Source organism: Enterococcus sp. DIV0682 (assembly GCF_051712685.1).
GTDB lineage: Bacteria > Bacillota > Bacilli > Lactobacillales > Enterococcaceae > Enterococcus > Enterococcus faecalis.
Map to the genome: position 1 here is coordinate 1,767,080 of NZ_JBIOPK010000001.1, position 19,008 is coordinate 1,786,087.

The window sequence follows — 19,008 nt, forward strand, 5'->3', positions numbered from 1 at the left end:
AAGATTTGGTTAAAAAACTTTTCTTTAGTTAAATTAATTAAATAATCTACTCTACAGAAAACGTTTACATTATGATGAATATAGATTAAAGTTATAGGAGGAAATAGCATGGAAAAGAAATTGCACGCAACAGCTGCTAATGAAACAGATTGGCGCAACAAATTAACCAAAACGAGGATTGGTTCGGTTACGTTACCTGTTTATCTTGTAACAGCTAGCATTATTCTTATTACGGCTCTATTAGAACAACTACCAGTCAATATGTTAGGTGGTTTTGCCGTAATTTTAACAATGGGTTGGTTACTTGGAACAATTGGTGGAAATATTCCTATTTTGAAACATTTTGGCGGTCCCGCAATTTTATCTTTATTAGTACCATCAATTATGGTCTTTTTCAATTTACTCAACCAAAATGTCTTAGACTCAACAGATATTTTAATGAAACAAGCAAACTTTCTCTATTTCTATATTGCATGTTTGGTCTGTGGAAGTATCCTTGGAATGAACCGCAAAATTTTAGTCCAAGGTTTAATGCGCATGATTGTCCCGATGGCATTAGGAATGATTTTAGCAATGGGTGTTGGGACCCTAGTTGGAACGCTGTTAGGTCTCGGTTGGAAACATAGCCTTTTCTATATTGTCACTCCTGTTTTAGCTGGTGGAATCGGTGAAGGCATTCTTCCTTTATCCCTTGGTTATAGTGCCATTACTGGATTGCCAAGTGAACAATTAGTGGGGCAATTAATTCCCGCAACCATTATTGGTAATTTTTTGCTATCATGTGTTCAGGTTTACTTAGTCGTTTAGGAGAAAAACGCCCTGAACTTTCTGGACAAGGTCAGTTGATCAAAATTACTAATTCAGATGATTTAAGTGATGCTTTAGAAGAAGACAAAGCACCAATTGATGTAAAATTAATGGGCGCTGGTGTTTTAATTGCGTGTACCTTATTTATTACAGGCGGTTTATTGCAACACTTAACAGGCTTTCCTGGTCCTGTTTTGATGATTGTTGTCGCAGCCTTTTTAAAATACTTAAACGTAGTACCGAAAGAAACCCAACGCGGATCAAAACAGCTTTATAAATTTATCTCTGGCAATTTTACGTTCCCGTTAATGGTCGGCTTAGGTATGTTATATATTCCTTTAAAAGATGTCGTAGGAATGCTTAGCTGGCAATATTTTGTTGTGGTAATTAGTGTCGTTTTCACTGTTATTGCTACAGGCTTTTTCGTTTCACGCTTCATGAATATGAATCCCGTCGAGGCTGCCATTGTCTCCGCTTGTCAGAGTGGTATGGGTGGGACTGGCGATGTGGCTATTTTAAGTACAGCCAATCGAATGAACTTAATGCCGTTTGCACAAGTTGCGACACGTTTAGGCGGTGCCATTACAGTAATAACAATGACTGCTATTTTTAGAATGCTTTTTTAACCATAAGTGAATTATTTAGGAGGAAAATGATATGTCAACAAAAGATGTAAAAGAATTAGCGATTGAGCAAGCAAAAAAATTTGGGGGAAAATTAGAAGTCTGTCCTAAAGTTCCGATTGAAACAAAAGCAGATTTAGGAATTGCCTACACACCAGGTGTTGCAGATGTTTCTTCTGCCATACATGAAAAAAAAGAACGCGCCTACGAATTAACAACAAAGAAAAACACCGTCGCCGTTATCAGTGATGGTTCAGCAGTTTTAGGTTTAGGTAACATTGGTCCTGAAGCAGCGATGCCTGTCATGGAAGGAAAAGCTGCATTGTTTAAACGCTTTGCTGGTGTGGATTCGATTCCCCTTGTTTTAGATACACAAGATACTGAAGAAATTATTCAAACGGTGAAATTTTTGGCTCCAACCTTTGGGGGAATTAACTTGGAAGATATCAGCGCTCCTCGTTGTTTTGAAATTGAACAGCGTTTAATCGATGAACTAGATATTCCCGTTTTCCATGATGATCAACACGGGACAGCGATTGTTGTTCTAGCGGCTTTGTACAACAGCTTAAAATTAATCAACAAGAAAATAGAGGACATTCATGTGGTAATCAACGGCGGTGGCTCCGCTGGTCTTTCGATCACAAGAAAATTTTTAGCTGCTGGCGTAAAACATATTATCATTGTTGACCGTGCAGGGATTCTGAGCGAAACAGATACAGCTCTGCCACCACACCACGCAGAAATTGCGAAGCTAACCAATCGGGAACACCGTACCGGTGATTTAGCTACTGCTCTTGAAGGCGCTGATGTCTTTGTTGGTGTTTCGGCACCAGGTGTTTTAAAACCTGAGTGGATTCAACAGATGAATGAGCAGCCAGTTATTTTTGCAATGGCTAACCCAGTTCCTGAAATTTTTCCTGATGAAGCTTTAGCGGCAGGCGCTTATATTGTCGGAACTGGTCGTAGTGACTTTCCGAATCAAATTAATAATGTGTTGGCCTTCCCTGGTATCTTCCGCGGTGCCTTAGATGCTCGGGCGAAAAAGATTACGATTGAAATGCAAATTGCCGCTGCCAAAGGTATTGCAAAATTAATTCCCGATAACGAACTCACGCCGACCAATATTATTCCCGATCCATTCCAAGAAGGAGTCGCAAAAGTCGTCGCCGAAAGCGTCCGTAACGCTGTCAAAGAAACAAATTAAAAAGAGCAAAAAAGAACAACCTAACTCCTCTTGAGTTAGGTTGTTCTTTTTAAAATCTGAAACAATAATTTATTATTTAAAACTGATGTTAAACTCTTGCATATCTTTTTCAATATAAGTAAGTAATTTTTTATTTTCAAAGAAACGTGTAAAGTAGTATGCAATACGATAATCTTCAACAGCATCTAGTCCTAGCATTTGTTTATTAAACGCTTTTTCGTATAATAAGCAATCTAAAGAGTAAATAGAACTGTGCGTCCGATTAATTTCGATTCCTTTATCACTTAATTCAATACTCTTTGCATAGTCTTTAATTAATGAATAGAATTTTGCGGTATTATAATAAATACGGCATTGCTCTAATGGATAATCTAATTTGAATTCGCTTAGCAATTGTAAAGATTTATCGTAATAAACTTTTGCTTTTTCAATATCATCTTCTAATTCATATAAAATACCGATCGCATTCATACTCAAAATATTATAAATATTAATATCACGACTAATTTCAGAACCACGATGTAAATAGAACAATGCTTCGCTATTATTTTTCTTACCTAATAAACTCGTAATTCCTTTATAATAGAAAAATTTTGTTTCTAAAATTCTGTTTGAACTTTCGATATCATCTGGATAGTCTTTCAACAAATCATAGGCTTCATCGTGCTTAAAGTAAAAGCATAATTCTTCTACTTTATTTAATAAGCTTTCGAGTTTTTTCTCACTAGAACCTTCGATACATTCTTCTACTTGTAAGTCTAAACGTAGACATACAGATGAGAAAATGTCTAAACTGTCACACACATTTTTGTTTTCAATGTTACTAATTGTTGCTTGTGTACAAATTCCTTTTGCCAATTCAGCTTGCGATAATTTTTTCTTTTTACGCGCTGTTTTGATTTTTTCTCCCGCTACTCTCACAGTCAAAACTCCAATCTTTCTATTTTTTTGTATTAAACATACCATCATTTTACAGATAATGTTATAATGAAGCTATCATAATAAAGGAGGTGAAATATATGTTTGATTTACTTGCTTTATTAACTGGAATTTCAGTTCGTGGCAATGCACCACACCAATAATTACGTGTTTGTTTAACTGAATTTCTGACGGCTCTACCTATGCCAGTAGGTGGAGCCATTTTTTTATTTAATATTATAAAATTAACAGTATTTCCAAAACCTCATTCTTAGTATAACACAAATTATAAATTATGCTAGATAGTTGCCAAATTAACGTCATTACAAGGATGTTACGTTTTTACAACATCTTGTAAAACTAGACAATGCTGTCCTTATTTATCCACCACACTCAATGATAGTGATAGTATCTTATGATAGAAACAACATGTACATTATAACAATTATTATTAAGAAAGCTACTTCTCAATAGGAGAAGTAGCGCTTCTCTCGTTACAGTTTTACTCTTCTTCTTCAGCCATGAATGTATTGAAAACTTCTTCAATCATATCCCATTCAGCGTCTGTTTCGATTTGCTGTAAATCGCCTTCTGTACCTTCTGCGTTTTCCACATATGAGTAAGCTTGCAATTCAACATCTTCATCCTCAGGAATTCCTGCTGGATATAATAAAACATAATTTTTACCGAATTCTTCTTGACCGTCAACAGTTAGTAAGATCTCGTATAATGTTTCATTTCCTTGTTCGTCTACTAAAGTAATGTGTTCATGTCCTTCGTGATCATGATCGTGGTTGTGTTCTGTCATTCTTCTTCTCTCCCTTGATGTATTCAAAGCTCGATAATTATCGGCTATGTGCATCTAAATAATTTTGTAGAATCATTACTGCCGCTAGTTTATCAATGACTTTCTTTCTTTTGGCTCTTGAAGCATCTGCTTGCTCCACCAAGAAACGCTCTGCTTGGACAGTTGTTAATCGTTCATCTTGATAGTCAACAGGTAATTGAAATAATTCTTGAATCTTATCACCATATGCCATGGATGCTTCAGCTCTAGGACCGATGGAATTATTCATGTTTTTCGGTAAACCTACGACAAATTTCGTGACTTCGTATTCTTTCACCAATTCACCTAATCGCTCAAAGCCGAAGTTCTCTTCCTCTTCATTGATGCGAATAATTTCGATGCCTTGCGCTGTCCAACCTAATAAATCACTAACAGCCACACCGACTGTCCGTGAACCTACATCTAGCCCCATGATCCTCATTTGATATCGATTCCGTGGTTCGCTAAGTAATATTTGGTTAATTCTTCCATGATTTCATCACGTTCATGACGACGAATTAAGTTTCGAGCATCTTGATAACGAGGAATGTAAGCCGGGTCCCCAGAAAGTAAATACCCTACTATTTGGTTAATAGGATTGTATCCCTTTTCTTCTAATGCCCGATATACGGTTTCTAACGTTTCACTGATTGCTTTTTTTCGATTATCATCAAAATCAAAGCGTACTGTTTCGTCTGTAAAACCCATTTTACTACACCTCACTTCTACTTTTATACAATTTCATTTTACTAGAAAAGAACCGAAACTACAAACAAAATTTCTTCTCCTTCTCTCTTTTTTGTTATTTCTTAGTCTTTTATTAATAAAGGCTTCGTAAAAAAATGACAGCCATCGATAATTTTAAAATTATAAAAACAAATACACAACTTTATAAAACAAGAATAAAGCTCTGCTAAATCGCCAGAATATCACCTTTCCCTCCAATTCATTTTGCGAAAAAATCGACGTTTTTCTTTTGAAAACTTTTAAATATCTATGATTAAATAATATCAGCCTTTTAATGTTACAATTCGCTAACAATCTGTTTACGATGTAAATTTTTGATTGCAGCTGTTATTTATTTCCTCTTTTTGGTTCGTTTGTAGTACACTAGAAGAAAATACATAAAGTGAGGCTTGCTCAATGACTCCTGCTCATTTGGATTTACTTTTAGAAACCTGTTTGTTAGCTGGTAAAATTATGATAGAAAGCGATGCAGAAATGTACCGTGTTGAAGATACAATGAGCCGAATTGCGCTTGCTTCTGGCAACTATCGAATGGTTAGCTATGTGACACAAACCGGGTTATTTGTTGGCATAGATGGAACCTCCACGATTCGTATGGTTCAAGTAATGAAACGTGGCATTGATTTAGAAAAAATCTCTCGTGTGAATCAGCTGTCTCGTGCTTATGTGGCTGGTGATTTTTCTTTAGAGGAATTACTGAATAAACTAAAAGTGATAGATAGTGAACACCGCCATTTTCCAATTAGCGCACGCATTGTTAGTGCGGCCGTTGTCAGCGCTACAATTATGATTCTTTTTGGTGGCGTCTGGTCCGATTTATTCTTGACTTTTCTGATTGGTGGTTGCGGCTATAGTCTTTATTATTTTAGTTTAAAGTTTCTCAAGATTAAATTTTTATCTGAATTTTTAGCTTCGCTGTTTATTGGTGCAGCCGCTATTCTTTCAGTCAAATTGGGACTCGGACAATCACAAGATTTAATCATCATTGGTTGTGTCATGCCTTTAGTGCCTGGTGTGCAAATTACCAATGCTCTTCGCGATTTGCTAGCTGGACACTACTTATCGGGTGTTTCTCGTGGGACTGAAGCATTAATGACTTCAGGAATGATTGGTTTTGGCATTGCTTTTGTCTTTCAACTTTTCTATTAAAAGGAGTGACTTACTTGCTAGGAATCGTTTTGGTACAATTTATCTTTAGTTTTTTAGCTTCTGCGGCGTTTGCAATTATTATTAATGTTCCCCGACGATCACTGGTGGCTTGTGGTCTAACTGGTAGTGTAAGCTGGATGCTTTATTGGGTAATCGTTGAAGTTTTTAGTGGAAATGCAGCATTAGGTTCCCTTATCGGTGCTGTCGGTGTTGCGGCAGTAAGCTACCTATTCTCAAAAATATTGAAAATGCCTGTCACGATTTTTAATATTCCTGGTATTGTTCCATTGGTACCTGGTGGCTTAGCTTATCAAGCTGTTCGGAATATCGTAATTGGCAATTATGAAAAAGGCGCCTATTTTACCGTGCAAGCTGTAATGATTGCTGGGGCAATTGCGTTAGGCTTAGTCGCTTCTGAGGTTTTCAATCAGAATATCCGCAGCTTTCGGGAAAAAAGAGAATCTTTGGGTTTTATTCGTCGTAAGCGCAACAAAATTAAAAAATAGACAGCAAAAAAGTTGGTTGCTTCCATTTGATAAGGAAGCAACCAACTTTTTTTAAAAGGAACGATAGACATATTGATTTTTTGGTGCTTGATCTGCTTTGACTTTCTCCACTTGCACAGTTGGTATTTGCCGTTTAAACGGTGGATAATAGGATAACTCAACCGTTCCGGTAATCGTTACCCAATCATTGTTTTGAAATTGCGTATGTTCAGGAAAATGAACCAACAAGCCAAAAACGCCAGAATCAGCGACACAATGAATAATCCCAAAACGGAAGACAAATTGGTCAACACTTTCTTCTCGTTTTGAATTATAGACAAAGCCTTTATAAGAAATCCTTTTCCCTGCAAATTGACTTGGATAATTATAGATTAATTCCATAATTTCCAAATAGTTTTCATCCGTAATTGAAATCACAGATTGTCCATCATATTGTTTCATGGCTTTTGCCATCTGCTTGTCATAATCCGTCTTATTGAAATACATACTTGTATCAGGTTTCAAATATTGCGTTTGCATATCAGGATCCCCTACTGATTCTTTACTTACTGGAAAGTTAAATCCTTTTGCTTCAACAATTGTTGTGTCTAAACTAACTGTCGGAAATAATAAGCCAACAATCAACGGTAAAGAAAGTAGTAAATAGGCAAGCCCTCTTTGGCTGGGTTTTTCCAAATTATGCTGATGGCCATGATGTTCATGTCCCCCATGTTGGTGCATGTCTTCATGTTTTTTTTGCATTGATGGATCTGCTTGGTTCCACAAAATCAATTGGACAATCGCCATAATAAAAGCTAAAACCATTGATAAAACAGCTAAGTAATTATAATGAATATTGATATATTGGTTCAGTTCACCTGAAATTTGAAGATACATCATCAACCCCATATATCCAATTAAAATAATAAATCGTATCATCGATTGTAGGCCTCCTTTCTAAACTACTGCCGCATAAATAGTTACGACAAGCGCCACTATCAAAACAAATTGTACAATGAATGACATCTTAAAATAACGTTTCATCATCAATAAATTTTTAATATCTACCATTGGACCAAAAACTAGGAAGGCGACAATTGGTCCTGTTCCAAACAAACTCAAAAGAGAAGAACCAATAAATGCATCTGCTTCTGAACAAAGTGATAAAGTAGCAGCGATGACTAGCATGACTAGAATCGCTAAAATCTTTGAATGGCCCAGTTGCATAAGTGCACCAGTTGGAATATAGGTTTGCATGATTGCTGCCAACAAGGAACCAAAAATTAAATAACGACCCGTATCAAAAAATTCATCAATACTATGGGTTAACGCTGACCAGCCGTTTTTCCAAAATGAACGAGCTTCATCAACGTGTTCATGCGTATGAGCAACCTGCTCTTCTTTAATCTGCGCCAACTCTTTTTCTGTTAAAATTGATTCTTTTCGAAAATAAGCTAACCAAATGCCGATAACCCACGCGACAATCATACTACCTAAAACTCGCCAAATCACAAATTTTGTTGCGCCACTAAAGGCTACGTATGTTGAGAATAGCACAATTGGATTAATGATTGGTGCCGTTAACATAAAAGCAAAAGCGGTATGTGTTGGTACATCTTTTTTAACAAATTGATGCACAATTGGTACAATCCCACATTCACAAGAAGGGAAGAAAAACCCTAGGAAACTCCCTACACAAATTGATAAAAATTTATTTTTAGGTAACACTTTTTTTACTCGTTCTGGTGTTAAAAAAACATGTAAAGCGCCTGAAATCAAGCAACCTAACATGACAAAAGGCAATGCTTCGATAATAATCGAAAGAAAAATAGTGCTCATCTGTAAAACAGAGTTTGGTAAAAATTGAAACATCATAGACCTCCCACTAGTAAAAATCTAGTTAACTATACTCCTAACACCAGACAAACACAAGTATTTGTCAAAAAATTAACTAAGAGTTTAAAAGTATTATCACCGATGTCTCTGTCAAACCAGCTGGATAAAAGAACAAAAAATGAGCATGGGACAAAAATCACTTTGGATTTTTGCTCCACGCTCAAAAACTGATAAACCACCATTATTCTAAATTTGAAATAACTCTGAGGCTGAATCGGGGTCTGTATCATATACCTTAAATGCTTCACCGACGCCTAAATCCTTTTGCTTCAAAGTAGACTCCATTGCCATTCGCGCATGAAGTTTCGTATTATTTTCTTTGCTAAGATGACCTAAATAAATGCGTTTTGTTTTATCACCTAACACATCCGCCATCACAAGAGCACCATCATCATTGGATAAATGGCCTTTATCTCCTAAAATCCGTTGTTTAAGACTCCATGGATAAGGTCCTGCTCGCAAAATTTCAATTTCATGATTGCTTTCGACTAAATAAGCATCTGCATTTTCAATCGTACCACGAATATGATCGCTACAATAACCTGTATCCGTTAGAACAACAAAAGAACGATTATTGCGATGAAAACGATAAAATTGAGGCGCAATCGCATCATGTGAGACACCAAAACTTTCAATGTCCATATCTCCCAAGGTCAAAACTTTGCCCATTTCAAAAATATGTTTTTGAGCGACATCGACTTTGCCAATCATGGGATCCATCGCTTGCCACGTTTTTTCATTGGCATAGACATCTAACTTATATTTTCGCGCTAACACGCCAACGCCATGAATGTGATCCCGATGTTCATGTGTAACTAAAATCGCATCTAAATCTTCTGGTTTACGATTGACTTCTGCTAACAGTGAAGTGATTTTTTTGCCACTTAAACCCGCATCTACTAATACTTTCTTTTGGTTGGTTTCAATAAAAAGGGAATTGCCTGTACTGCCACTGGCAAGAACACTGATATTAAAAGCAAACTCTGAATCCATTTAAAACTCTTCCCTTCTACATTACAACATTAACGTGTTTCATTATACAACGGACCTTAATGTTTTTCCACCTTTGGCACAGTATTATTTGTGATGATGGTATTACTTACGGCATTCACCTGTTCAATTTCAACTGAATCTTCACCAGTAGAAATTCCTACAAACCAGACTGGAACGTATACATTTTTCTCACGAATTTTATAAATTCTTGAATAGGCCAATTTAATGAATGTTATTTTGGAATTACTAGGAATCCGGTTATTCATATAGAGCGTGTCTATCGCATCACGATTGGAATATAAATCCGTTTTGTCTCGTAACTCTTCAATATTTTCAATGTGCGTTTGCGAATATTTACTAATTTTCCATAATTCACCTGACGTATCTGCTAAAATACTTAATTTTGCCGTGTCGTCTCTAAAGGGAATTCCTTTATACGATTGTGCAGCCACAATTTCTGCCGTCGGCTCTTTTAAATGAGAAAATTCTGGTAAGTATTGATATTCGTCTCCGAATAATAAAGCATTTTTTTCATTTAAGAAGGTACTTAAATCTTTATCAATTTTCTTAGGATCAATAAAATAGTTTTTACTAGGTACACTCGTTAAAGTATTATCCGCAATTTGCAGCCCATTTCTCAAAAAGTTTTTATTCTTTTCACGTTGGATTTTTAAAGCAGCAGAAAAATTGGTTTGTTCGCCACTTAAATAATAGCCTTCCAATCGTTCTGAAGAAAGTGTCCCTTTATACGAGATGTTATCTTTTTCCAACCGACTTTCAATCGATTCTGTTTGGCTGGAAGAAGAGACGTTGCTCTCCTCTTGTTGACCTTCCCGATAAATTCCAAATAAAAAGATATTTAATCCTAAAAATGCTAAGAAGAAAATCCACTCAATTCGTTTAAAATCCATTAGCCCACCTCCAAGCTTGGTAATTGTTTTACCAAGTCCGTTGCGGTGTACCAATTGTTGTTATAAAGGACATACCATTCCGGACTTAAATCAACGACTTGTTTGACTTCTTCAATTGTCTGCCACGTATAACCGATAACAGCTGATTGGATTTTTTCCTTTTTAGCACCAGCCGTTTCTAAACGCTTAATCAATTTTTCCGTGCTTTCCAGTGTCACTTCTTCTTCTGAAGGAATCGGTACTTGGATTGTATTCACACTTGTGTTAATGGTTACGCTTGGCGCAGCACCATCGTTGTTCGTGATGCGAATATCCACTTGGCCTTTTAAATCATTACTGAACACTGGGAAACCTTCCACAAAAGTCCGATAATTGACACTATCTTTCGTTCGATCAAAGTAACGTAAATTCCCCATATTGGTCCCTAAACGTTTTACATAAGAAAAGCTTTGATTATAGATTGAATCCCGTTTATTCTCTTCTGGCAAGGTCCCTTTAAAATCAATTTTTCCCAGTTTTTCTTCTGCAAACAATCGTTCTTCTTTACTCGTATAGGTTAAGTCTTGACTGTCTTCATTGGTTTGGATATCTTCCGTTTCATTGAAAAAAGCATTCCTAAAACGAGTAACTGGTTGCGAAGCTAAGATATAACTGTACTTTTTCAACTTCATATCATTGGTTAAATAACATTGCCCTTGTTTGGTTAGCGTATTTTCGGAAACGTCTTGATATTGTAATCCCTCTTTATTGATAATTCCCATTAAGCGCGCCTTATTGACAGTCATGGGCGCTTCATAGACGTTGGCTTGGTCATAATCTAAAAAACGTATCTTATTTTCGTTAAAATCCAATTGAATTTTCGTAAAATACTGGTCCGTCAACTCATTAAAGTTAGTAAAATTAATGGATAGATTATAAATCGAAGCATAGTCCGAGATTAAAAAGGGACCTTGATAAAGAAGTTCAATGCCTTGTTCCATTTGGTTGTAGCGCTTAAGTTGCTCTGCATTTTTTGTCACAACTTGTGTCAATTTACCAAACGTAGCCATTTTAATATCATTTTGAACATTACTAATTAATGTTTCACGATTACTTTGCATCGCTTTTCCATCAGTTATTCGAATCAATTGCAAAGGTAAATAGACATCGCCAATGGCTTTTTCATTGACAGCTGTTGTGACTTGGCTTCCCGACTTCATTTCTGGTATTTTTTTGGCAGAATTCAGCCAGATATTGACTGAAAAATATATACTTAAAATGACCATCAAAATCAAGCCAATTCTTGTAATCCATTCTGATAATTTCATCATTCCCACCAATCCTCTTCATAAGGTTCATATGGTAGTGAAATATAGAAAGTCGATCCTTCACCTTCTGTACTTTCCACCCAAATACTCCCGTTATGGGCCCGAATTACTTCTTTAGAAATTGCTAAACCTAAACCAGTCCCACCTTGTGCTCGCGCACGTGCTTTATCCACACGATAAAAACGCTCGAAGACTTTCCCGAGATCTTTTTTAGGGATGCCCAAACCTTGGTCCGAGATACTAAAGACGACATTATTATGTGTTTCAACTAGTCGGCAGGTAATGACGCCGCCATCTGGCGAATACTTAATCGCATTGTTCAAAATGTTGTCTAAAACCTGAATTACTTTGTCTGTATCTAATTCTACCCATAAATCGCGTTTAGTAAATTCACGGCGAATTTTGTAATTTTTTTGCTCATTTTCAATCATCATATCAAAGCGATCCAAGACAAAATTAATCAATTCGTTAAAATTCACATATTCTAATTGAAGATGTGTATTCCCAGAGTCCATCCGAGATAAATTTAACAAATCATTAATCATACGAATCATCCGGTCGGTTTCTTCTAACGTGACTTTTAAGAAATTCGGCGCAATCTCAGGGTTTTCCCAAGCTCCTTCACTTAAAGCCTCTATATAACTACGCATACTTGTCAAAGGCGTTCGCAACTCATGAGAAACGTTGGAAACAAATTCCCGTCTTTCCCGTTCGTTTTTTTCCTGTTCTGTGACGTCATGAAGTACGCAAACTAAGCCAGTAATAAATCCTGATTCCCGACGAATCATCGTAAAGTCTACCCGGATAATCATTTGGTCTTCTTCACGATCAGACGTTGAGCGATCAATCAGCAGTTCATCTGGCTCTTCTAACAGCTTCCGCAATGTGTAATCTTCTTCAATATCTAACAACTCTAATAACGAGGTCCCAATCACATTTTCATTTTTTACATTTAATAATGAAAGGGCCATCTCATTAATCGTAATCACCTTTCCGCGGCGATCCGTCGCAATGACACCATCTGTCATATGCGTTAAGACACTATCTAAACGATTTCTTTCTGCTTCCATTGTTTCTTGTGCTTCTTCAATCCGTTCTGATAATTGATTAAATGTTTCTGCTAATTGGCCTAATTCATCTTTTCCATGGACTTCTACTTTTCCAGCGTAATCACCACGAGCGATTCGAATGGCTTGCTCACGCATTTCACCAATCGGCTTCGTGATTGATCGTGCAATCAGTAAAGTCACAATAATCGAAATTGCTGCGGCAATAATAGAAGCAGTGAAAAAGATACTTGCTGTGTTGGTAATTTCTTGGTATTTATTTTCTAAATTACTTTTCACATAAAGGACACCAATCACTGTTTCTCCAGTAGGCGATTGAATCGGCTGGACATTCACATACACGCGTTTATCATTATCTAAAGCTTGATATTTTTTACTCGTAAAGTCATTTAAATCACGATAATCATTCTTTTTCCCAATAATATTTTGTTGATTTAAATCATTGGTTGCCCGAATAATCCCTTTATCATCGACAATTCTCGCTTCAGAAATATCTGCATTTGAAAAATCAGATAACGCTTTTTTTAAATTTGCATCAACATCACTACGTTCGAGATCTTTATTGCTCATCTGCGTGCTTAACGTATTTGACAATTGGACAACTTGGGAATCCATATTTTTCTTAAAATCGGAAATTGTAGTGGCTTCCAGTTCACGAATGAAATAGCCACCAATGATTTGAATCGCAATCAGTAACAGCAGAATAAATGATAAAGCAATCTTAAAATTAACAGATTGAAAAAAGTGAACTTTTTTCTTCATACCTGATTACTCCTGTTCAGGATTTCTTAGATAATAACCAACCCCACGACGAGTAACTAAATACGTTGGATGACTTGGACTATCTTCAATTTTTTCTCTTAAACGACGCACGGTTACGTCCACTGTCCGCACATCCCCAAAATAATCATAACCCCAAACGGTTTGTAACAAATGTTCACGAGTCATCACTTGTCCGATATGTTTTGCTAAGTAATAAAGTAACTCAAATTCACGGTGGGTTAATTCAATTTTTTCACCCCGTTTTGAGACCATGTATGCATCAGGATGAATGGTTAAATCACCAATCGTTAATTCAGATTGTGTTGTCACCTCGGCTTCTTTCGCATTGGTTGCACCTCGCCGTAAATTGGCTTTTACACGAGCGACTAGTTCACGATTTGAAAATGGTTTCGTTACATAGTCATCGGCTCCTAATTCCAATCCTAAAACCTTATCAATTTCAGAATCTTTGGCAGTCACCATAATGATTGGCATATCATGTGTTTTGCGCACTTCTCGCGCGACTTCTAAGCCATCCATTTTAGGGAGCATTAAGTCTAAAATAATTAAGTCTGGTTCCACTTCTTCCACTTTTTCAAGTGCTTCTTCTCCATCATAAGCAGTAAATACTTCATATCCTTCTTTAACCAAATTATATTTAACGATCTCTGAAATTGGCTTCTCGTCATCAACTACTAAAATTTTCTTCACAAAGAGACACCTCTTTTTCCTTCTAATCTTATTTGATACTTTCCTATTATACCTTATTTTGATGATGTTTTCATCTTTGGTTAAAAATGCGCCTTTAGGTTCTCCTAGTATAACAAAAAAAGAATCTCTGACAACAATTGACGCTTGTTATCAAAGATTCTTCTTCCGCTAATCTATTCTTCCGTATCTAAGACGAATTTTGCTACAAGAGCGGCTAATAATCCACCAATTAATGGCGCAACGATAAAAATCCACAACTCAGATAACGCTGAACCACCCGCAAAAACAGCTGGCGCGATGCTACGAGCTGGGTTGACAGAAGTTCCTGTCAAAGGAATACCGACTAAGTGAATCATTGTTAGTGTTAACCCAATTACGATTCCTGCTAATGAAGCATTGCCTTTCTTAGCACTTGTAACTGTCATGACAACTAAAACAAAAATAAATGTTAAAATAATTTCGACTGTCAATGCACCAGCAACACTTAATTCCCCTACGCCATTTTGACCTAAGTTCTCAATACTTTTACCAGCACCTTTTAGAATGCTTAATAATGCAAATGAGGCAATCAAGCCACCAACAATTTGTCCCACTACATAGTAGATTAATTCCATTGTTGTTATTCGTTTATTAAGCCACATTCCTATAGAAACAGCTGGATTTAGATGTGCACCTGAAATTGTGCCAATACTATAGGCAGCAGCAACGATTGTTAACCCAAATGCTAAGGCAATCCCCGTTGTTCCAATCCCTTCCATACCATTTCCTAGAACGGCTGTTCCTGTCCCAAAAAAGACAAGAATAAATGTTCCTAAACATTCTGCTATTGCTTTTTTCACAAAAAATTCCCCCTTTGTAGACAAATTGTAACACATTCGTGAAATTTTCAATATAATTTTCGTTGTTTTTTCAGCAAAATGATATTTCTATGAAAAAGAGAAATCTTAAATGAAAAATCCCCTCAAAAAAATTTGAGGGGATTTTTCATTTAATTAATCATTTAATAACTGTATACCAACACCTAAAAGTCCTGTTCCTGTATGAACAACTAATGCCGGACTAATCGTTCCAAAGTAAATTTCTTCTGCTTGTGGAAAAGCCGCTTTCAAGCGTTCCATCATTGCTTTTGCTTCTTCCTCTGCCGCACCGTGAGCGACTGCCAAACGAAAACGGGGTGCCTCACCTATAAAGTTCGTCACCAACTCAAACGTTTTATCAAGACTTTTTTTACGGCCGCGAGACTTAGCCACCGTATAGTAAATGCCTTCTTTATTACAAGAAATAATGGGGTTTAATTTTAGCGCATTCCCTAAAATAGAAGTGACTAAACCAATTCGTCCACCTTTTTGTAGATATTCTAAAGTGGCTACATTAAAAAAAACTTTTGCGTTGGCTACTTCTTCTGTTAATTTTTGTTGTAATTCTTGCCATCCTAATCCTGTTTCAATTAATTCTGCTGCTCGAATCGCTTGAATGCCAGCCCCGATACCAATGTTCTTTGTATCTAAAACAAATACATCTAGTCCTTCGGTTTGTTCTCCAAGCAAGCGAACCACATTATACGTTCCACTTAAACCACTAGAAATGGTCACCGCTAAGACTTTTTCGTAACCCGCTTCTTTAATTTTGTCAAAAATAGCTTGGATTGTTGCGCCATCTGGTAATGAAGTACTAGGGATTTCTTTCTCTAAACGTTGATACACTTCTTCTGGTGTAATATCTACCTTATCTGTATAGGTTTTTTCAGGATAAATAATCTGTAAAGGCAAGACATACATGCCGTATTGTTTGACTAATGCCTCTGGAACATCTGTCCCAGAATCAACCAGTAGTGCGATCTTTTCTTTATTCATGTGTCATCTCATCCATTTCTTTTAAGTATTCTTGTTCCAATTCAATCACTTTTTCACTAAACATTTTAGTAGCAAAAGACATTGTCGCTGCTTTTACAGCCAAATATTCAATCCCCATAGGTTCTTGTGATTTGGCCTGAACTTCTTTTTCTTGCGCTTGAGCAGCAATCACATAAATCGCTCGTTCCTGTTCTTGACAAAATAAATTGTACGCTTCACGAATACCAACCGTAGCTCCTTGGAATAAAATGCCTTGCTTAATTTCTGGCAATGTTAACACTTGTTTCAACAACGTAATCGCAATTAAAAACGCTAAATGCTTTTGATTGTAGCGCTTTTTCACTGGGGCCGGGATTAACCCGTGTTTGACATAATTATTAACCATCGAGGACGTTAACAAAGTATGTTTTTCCAGTGTAATCAATGGGGATAAGTATTTTTCTATCAGAGTAATCACTTGATCCATATATAATTCAATATCTGGTAACTCATGCCATCTTGGCAAATGAACATTTTCCAATTGTTGGCCCCAATCTTGTAGTGATTTTTCTATCTCGTCCATAAAAACCCTCCTAACCATTTCTAAAAAAGAATATCATACTTTTGACAATTATTCAATCTAGTTTTTAAAACTAGATTGAATAAAAAAGAAAAGCGAGCAATTTTGGAATTGTTCACTTTTCTCTCTTTATTTTTTTAAAGAACGTTTTCCGATTAAAACACCTATCAAAAACAGGCCTTCTAATAAAACAAAAAACAAGATAAAACAATGCATAAAGTAGGCTTCAGGTAAGGCATTGATAATCGGATCAGTCAGCGGATTAAATAACCAAGCATCGTTGTTAAAAAATAATCCATGAAACGCAATAAAAAATTGATCAAAGCCAATCAGCATGAAAAAGCCAAAAAGCACAGGCAAAAACATTCCCCACTGAAATGGCCGTATCAATGTCCATAAACGCTGATTTTTCACCAAATATTTTAAATAAAGGAAACTAGGCAACAACGTAACTAGTAATACGCCATAGCACAATAAAAACAATTTTTTCACTTCATAAAAATGAAAAGCCGCGCTATCAGACATTGGAAAATCAGGAAATACTAATGTTTTTTCAAAAGGATTGTTTAAGTACATCATTAAATGATCGTAATTTTTAATCAAGGTCACACGATCAACCTCTACGTCTTTTAAAATATTTAAGTGTTGGATATCAAAAAGATACAATGGACGAAAATTAATCGTGATCGTGATACTTAAAGCCACAATCGTTAAAAACAAACAAATGAGTCCAAGTGTTTCCCTTAAACGCAATTTCGACCTTATCATACTCAAAAAGTCCATTCATCTAAGGAATCAACAACATAGGTTGGTGGCGTTGGCAAAGTTGGAACAGCTGACTTAGGGGTAAAACCTGATGTAACTAACAAGCTATCAATACCATTTTGAATCCCTGATTGAATATCGGTTTCATAATTATCTCCAACCATAATTACTTGCTCTTTTTCCACACCTAAATGCGCAATCGCTCGTTCCATGATAATCGCTTTTGGTTTGCCAATATAAACTGGTTTTGTTTGAGTAGCTGTCTCCACAAACGTCACAACTGAACCTGCACCAGGTAATAAGCCTCTTTCTGTCGGAATGTTCTTATCTGGATTGGTCCCAATAAACAACGCCCCTTTTTGAATGGCTAAGGTAGCTAAAACCACTTTTTCGTAAGATAATTCTGTATCAAGTCCCACGACAACATAATCAGGATTTGTTTCATCCCATTCAAAACCTGCTTCTAAAATTAAGTCAATTAAACCAGCCTCGCCGATGACAAAGACTTTCTTGCCTCGATTGGTTTCTTTCATGTAATCAATCGTCGCTAAAGTCGCTGTATAAACAAGGGATGCTGGGACATGAATATCAAATTCATTTGCTAAACGTTGTGCCACTGTTTCAGGAGATTTAGTGGTATTATTCGTTACAAATAAAAAAGGCAAATCTTTTTCCTGTAACTGCTCGACAAAACGTTTTCCGGCTGGAATTGGTTCTTTTCCTAAATAAATCGTTCCATCTAAATCAATTAAATATCCTTGATAGTCTTTTTTCACTCTGTTTACTCCTCACGTTGACGAATCGTAAAGCCTTTGCCAGATTTTTTGGGACTAGGCTGTTTGGGTGTAGTCGTTTTTTTATTTTCTTCTTTTCGCGTACGAATCACTGGCTTGCTATTTTTATTAGCGGGCGCACTCTTTTCCTCGACAAACGCGTTAGAACGATTATTCTTTTTATGGCGACGACGACGATGCGTTGTTTTTTCTTTACGTTCCCCTGTTCGTTCAATTACAAAATAGGCACAGCCAAAATTACAATATTCATACAAATAGTCTTCTAGTGTATCAATGCGTTGATCCGGCGCTGCCCGACGATTAGAAGTATCAAAAAAGCCACGCAAGCGTAACTGTTCATAGCCCCAGTCTCCTACGATATAATCATAACGCGCTAATACTTCACTAAACCGTTCACCTAAGCGTTCAGGATCAAAGGCATCACGATGATTTTTAACAATTCGGTACTCTCTTTCACCAATTTGAATATCTGTTTCATTCACAATGGTGACAATTTCCCCTTTTTTCTTTTCTTTTACAGGTTCTTCTTTTATTTCTTCAAGAACTGCTGTTAGTTCTTCTGTAAAGGTTGCAGCAGTTTCTGTTTCTTTTTCTTTTTTTTCGGTTGTCTTTTTGTCTGTCATTTTTTCAC

General features: G+C 36.4%; 20 protein-coding genes and 1 pseudogene. 4 read left to right on the plus strand and 17 right to left on the minus strand.

From position 1 onward, the window contains the following. Positions 1-108: 108 nt before the first annotated feature. Both IGK96_RS08410 and IGK96_RS08415 read left to right on the plus strand, forming a co-directional pair. Positions 109-1,433, plus strand: a pseudogene (locus IGK96_RS08410) (2-hydroxycarboxylate transporter family protein). A 31-nt stretch (positions 1,434-1,464) separates the two neighbouring features. Then, positions 1,465-2,634 (plus strand): NAD(P)-dependent malic enzyme, encoded by a 1,170-nt coding sequence (locus IGK96_RS08415; RefSeq protein WP_113851228.1) that lies wholly within the window; start codon positions 1,465-1,467, stop codon positions 2,632-2,634. A gap of 72 nt (positions 2,635-2,706) precedes the next feature. On the opposite strand, the gene IGK96_RS08420 is transcribed toward IGK96_RS08415, so the two are convergent. The 4 genes from IGK96_RS08420 to ireB all read right to left on the minus strand — a co-directional run bounded on the left by IGK96_RS08420 (position 2,707) and on the right by ireB (position 5,086). Further along, positions 2,707-3,555, minus strand: coding sequence for a helix-turn-helix domain-containing protein (locus tag IGK96_RS08420; RefSeq protein ID WP_002385984.1), 849 nt, complete (start codon positions 3,553-3,555; stop codon positions 2,707-2,709). 499 nt (positions 3,556-4,054) lie between these two features. After that, positions 4,055-4,360: a DUF1292 domain-containing protein gene (locus IGK96_RS08425; protein ID WP_002357933.1), complete on the minus strand. Its 306-nt coding sequence runs from the start codon at positions 4,358-4,360 to the stop codon at positions 4,055-4,057. A 37-nt stretch (positions 4,361-4,397) separates the two neighbouring features. After that, positions 4,398-4,820 (minus strand): Holliday junction resolvase RuvX, encoded by a 423-nt coding sequence (ruvX, locus tag IGK96_RS08430; RefSeq protein ID WP_002357936.1) that lies wholly within the window; start codon positions 4,818-4,820, stop codon positions 4,398-4,400. Beyond that, positions 4,817-5,086, minus strand: coding sequence for a regulatory phosphoprotein IreB (gene ireB, locus IGK96_RS08435; RefSeq protein ID WP_002357937.1), 270 nt, complete (start codon positions 5,084-5,086; stop codon positions 4,817-4,819). Before ireB ends, ruvX begins: the two co-directional genes overlap by 4 nt. A gap of 435 nt (positions 5,087-5,521) precedes the next feature. On the opposite strand from ireB, the gene IGK96_RS08440 reads away from it, so the two are divergent. Beyond that, positions 5,522-6,274 (plus strand): threonine/serine exporter family protein, encoded by a 753-nt coding sequence (locus IGK96_RS08440; RefSeq protein WP_002357938.1) that lies wholly within the window; start codon positions 5,522-5,524, stop codon positions 6,272-6,274. A 5-nt stretch (positions 6,275-6,279) separates the two neighbouring features. After that, on the plus strand, positions 6,280-6,780 hold the full coding sequence (locus IGK96_RS08445; RefSeq protein WP_002382172.1) for a threonine/serine exporter family protein: 501 nt from the start codon (positions 6,280-6,282) through the stop codon (positions 6,778-6,780). 51 nt (positions 6,781-6,831) lie between these two features. Here the strand turns inward: IGK96_RS08445 and IGK96_RS08450 are convergent, their stop codons facing one another. From IGK96_RS08450 to IGK96_RS08510, 13 genes are all read right to left on the minus strand, one after another. Further along, entirely contained in the window at positions 6,832-7,698 is an 867-nt protein-coding gene (locus IGK96_RS08450; protein WP_002357940.1) for a TIGR03943 family putative permease subunit, read from the minus strand. Positions 7,699-7,716: 18 nt separating this feature from the next. Then, positions 7,717-8,631 carry a permease gene (locus IGK96_RS08455; protein ID WP_002357942.1) on the minus strand — a complete coding sequence of 305 codons (915 nt, stop codon included), beginning with the start codon at positions 8,629-8,631 and terminating at the stop codon, positions 7,717-7,719. Between the two features lie 210 nt (positions 8,632-8,841). Next, the gene (locus IGK96_RS08460) at positions 8,842-9,648 is read right to left on the minus strand and encodes an MBL fold metallo-hydrolase (protein ID WP_002357943.1); all 807 of its coding nucleotides are present in this window, start codon (positions 9,646-9,648) and stop codon (positions 8,842-8,844) included. A gap of 56 nt (positions 9,649-9,704) precedes the next feature. Continuing rightward, positions 9,705-10,559, minus strand: coding sequence for a two-component system regulatory protein YycI (locus IGK96_RS08465; RefSeq protein WP_002365516.1), 855 nt, complete (start codon positions 10,557-10,559; stop codon positions 9,705-9,707). Further along, positions 10,559-11,869, minus strand: coding sequence for a YycH family regulatory protein (locus IGK96_RS08470; protein WP_002385989.1), 1,311 nt, complete (start codon positions 11,867-11,869; stop codon positions 10,559-10,561). Before IGK96_RS08470 ends, IGK96_RS08465 begins: the two co-directional genes overlap by 1 nt. Beyond that, positions 11,866-13,695 carry a cell wall metabolism sensor histidine kinase WalK gene (walK, locus tag IGK96_RS08475; protein WP_002357946.1) on the minus strand — a complete coding sequence of 610 codons (1,830 nt, stop codon included), beginning with the start codon at positions 13,693-13,695 and terminating at the stop codon, positions 11,866-11,868. The genes IGK96_RS08470 and walK overlap by 4 nt, the downstream gene beginning before the upstream one ends. Positions 13,696-13,701: 6 nt before the next feature. Continuing rightward, positions 13,702-14,406 carry a response regulator YycF gene (gene yycF / locus IGK96_RS08480; protein ID WP_002357947.1) on the minus strand — a complete coding sequence of 235 codons (705 nt, stop codon included), beginning with the start codon at positions 14,404-14,406 and terminating at the stop codon, positions 13,702-13,704. A gap of 173 nt (positions 14,407-14,579) precedes the next feature. Next, positions 14,580-15,281, minus strand: a complete 702-nt coding sequence (locus tag IGK96_RS08485) for an MIP/aquaporin family protein (protein ID WP_002390101.1) — start codon at positions 15,279-15,281, stop codon at positions 14,580-14,582. Between the two features lie 117 nt (positions 15,282-15,398). Then, positions 15,399-16,259 carry a DegV family protein gene (locus tag IGK96_RS08490; protein WP_113851227.1) on the minus strand — a complete coding sequence of 287 codons (861 nt, stop codon included), beginning with the start codon at positions 16,257-16,259 and terminating at the stop codon, positions 15,399-15,401. Further along, positions 16,252-16,821 (minus strand): DUF1836 domain-containing protein, encoded by a 570-nt coding sequence (locus IGK96_RS08495; RefSeq protein ID WP_002361647.1) that lies wholly within the window; start codon positions 16,819-16,821, stop codon positions 16,252-16,254. The genes IGK96_RS08490 and IGK96_RS08495 overlap by 8 nt, the downstream gene beginning before the upstream one ends. 126 nt (positions 16,822-16,947) lie before the next feature. After that, positions 16,948-17,601, minus strand: a complete 654-nt coding sequence (locus tag IGK96_RS08500) for a TIGR01906 family membrane protein (protein ID WP_080296822.1) — start codon at positions 17,599-17,601, stop codon at positions 16,948-16,950. Continuing rightward, on the minus strand, positions 17,589-18,359 hold the full coding sequence (locus IGK96_RS08505; RefSeq protein WP_002357953.1) for a TIGR01457 family HAD-type hydrolase: 771 nt from the start codon (positions 18,357-18,359) through the stop codon (positions 17,589-17,591). Before IGK96_RS08505 ends, IGK96_RS08500 begins: the two co-directional genes overlap by 13 nt. Positions 18,360-18,364: 5 nt before the next feature. Next, a complete protein-coding gene (locus IGK96_RS08510) occupies positions 18,365-19,000 on the minus strand; it encodes a YutD family protein (protein ID WP_002394356.1) in 636 nt (211 codons plus the stop codon). Positions 19,001-19,008: the final 8 nt, after the last annotated feature.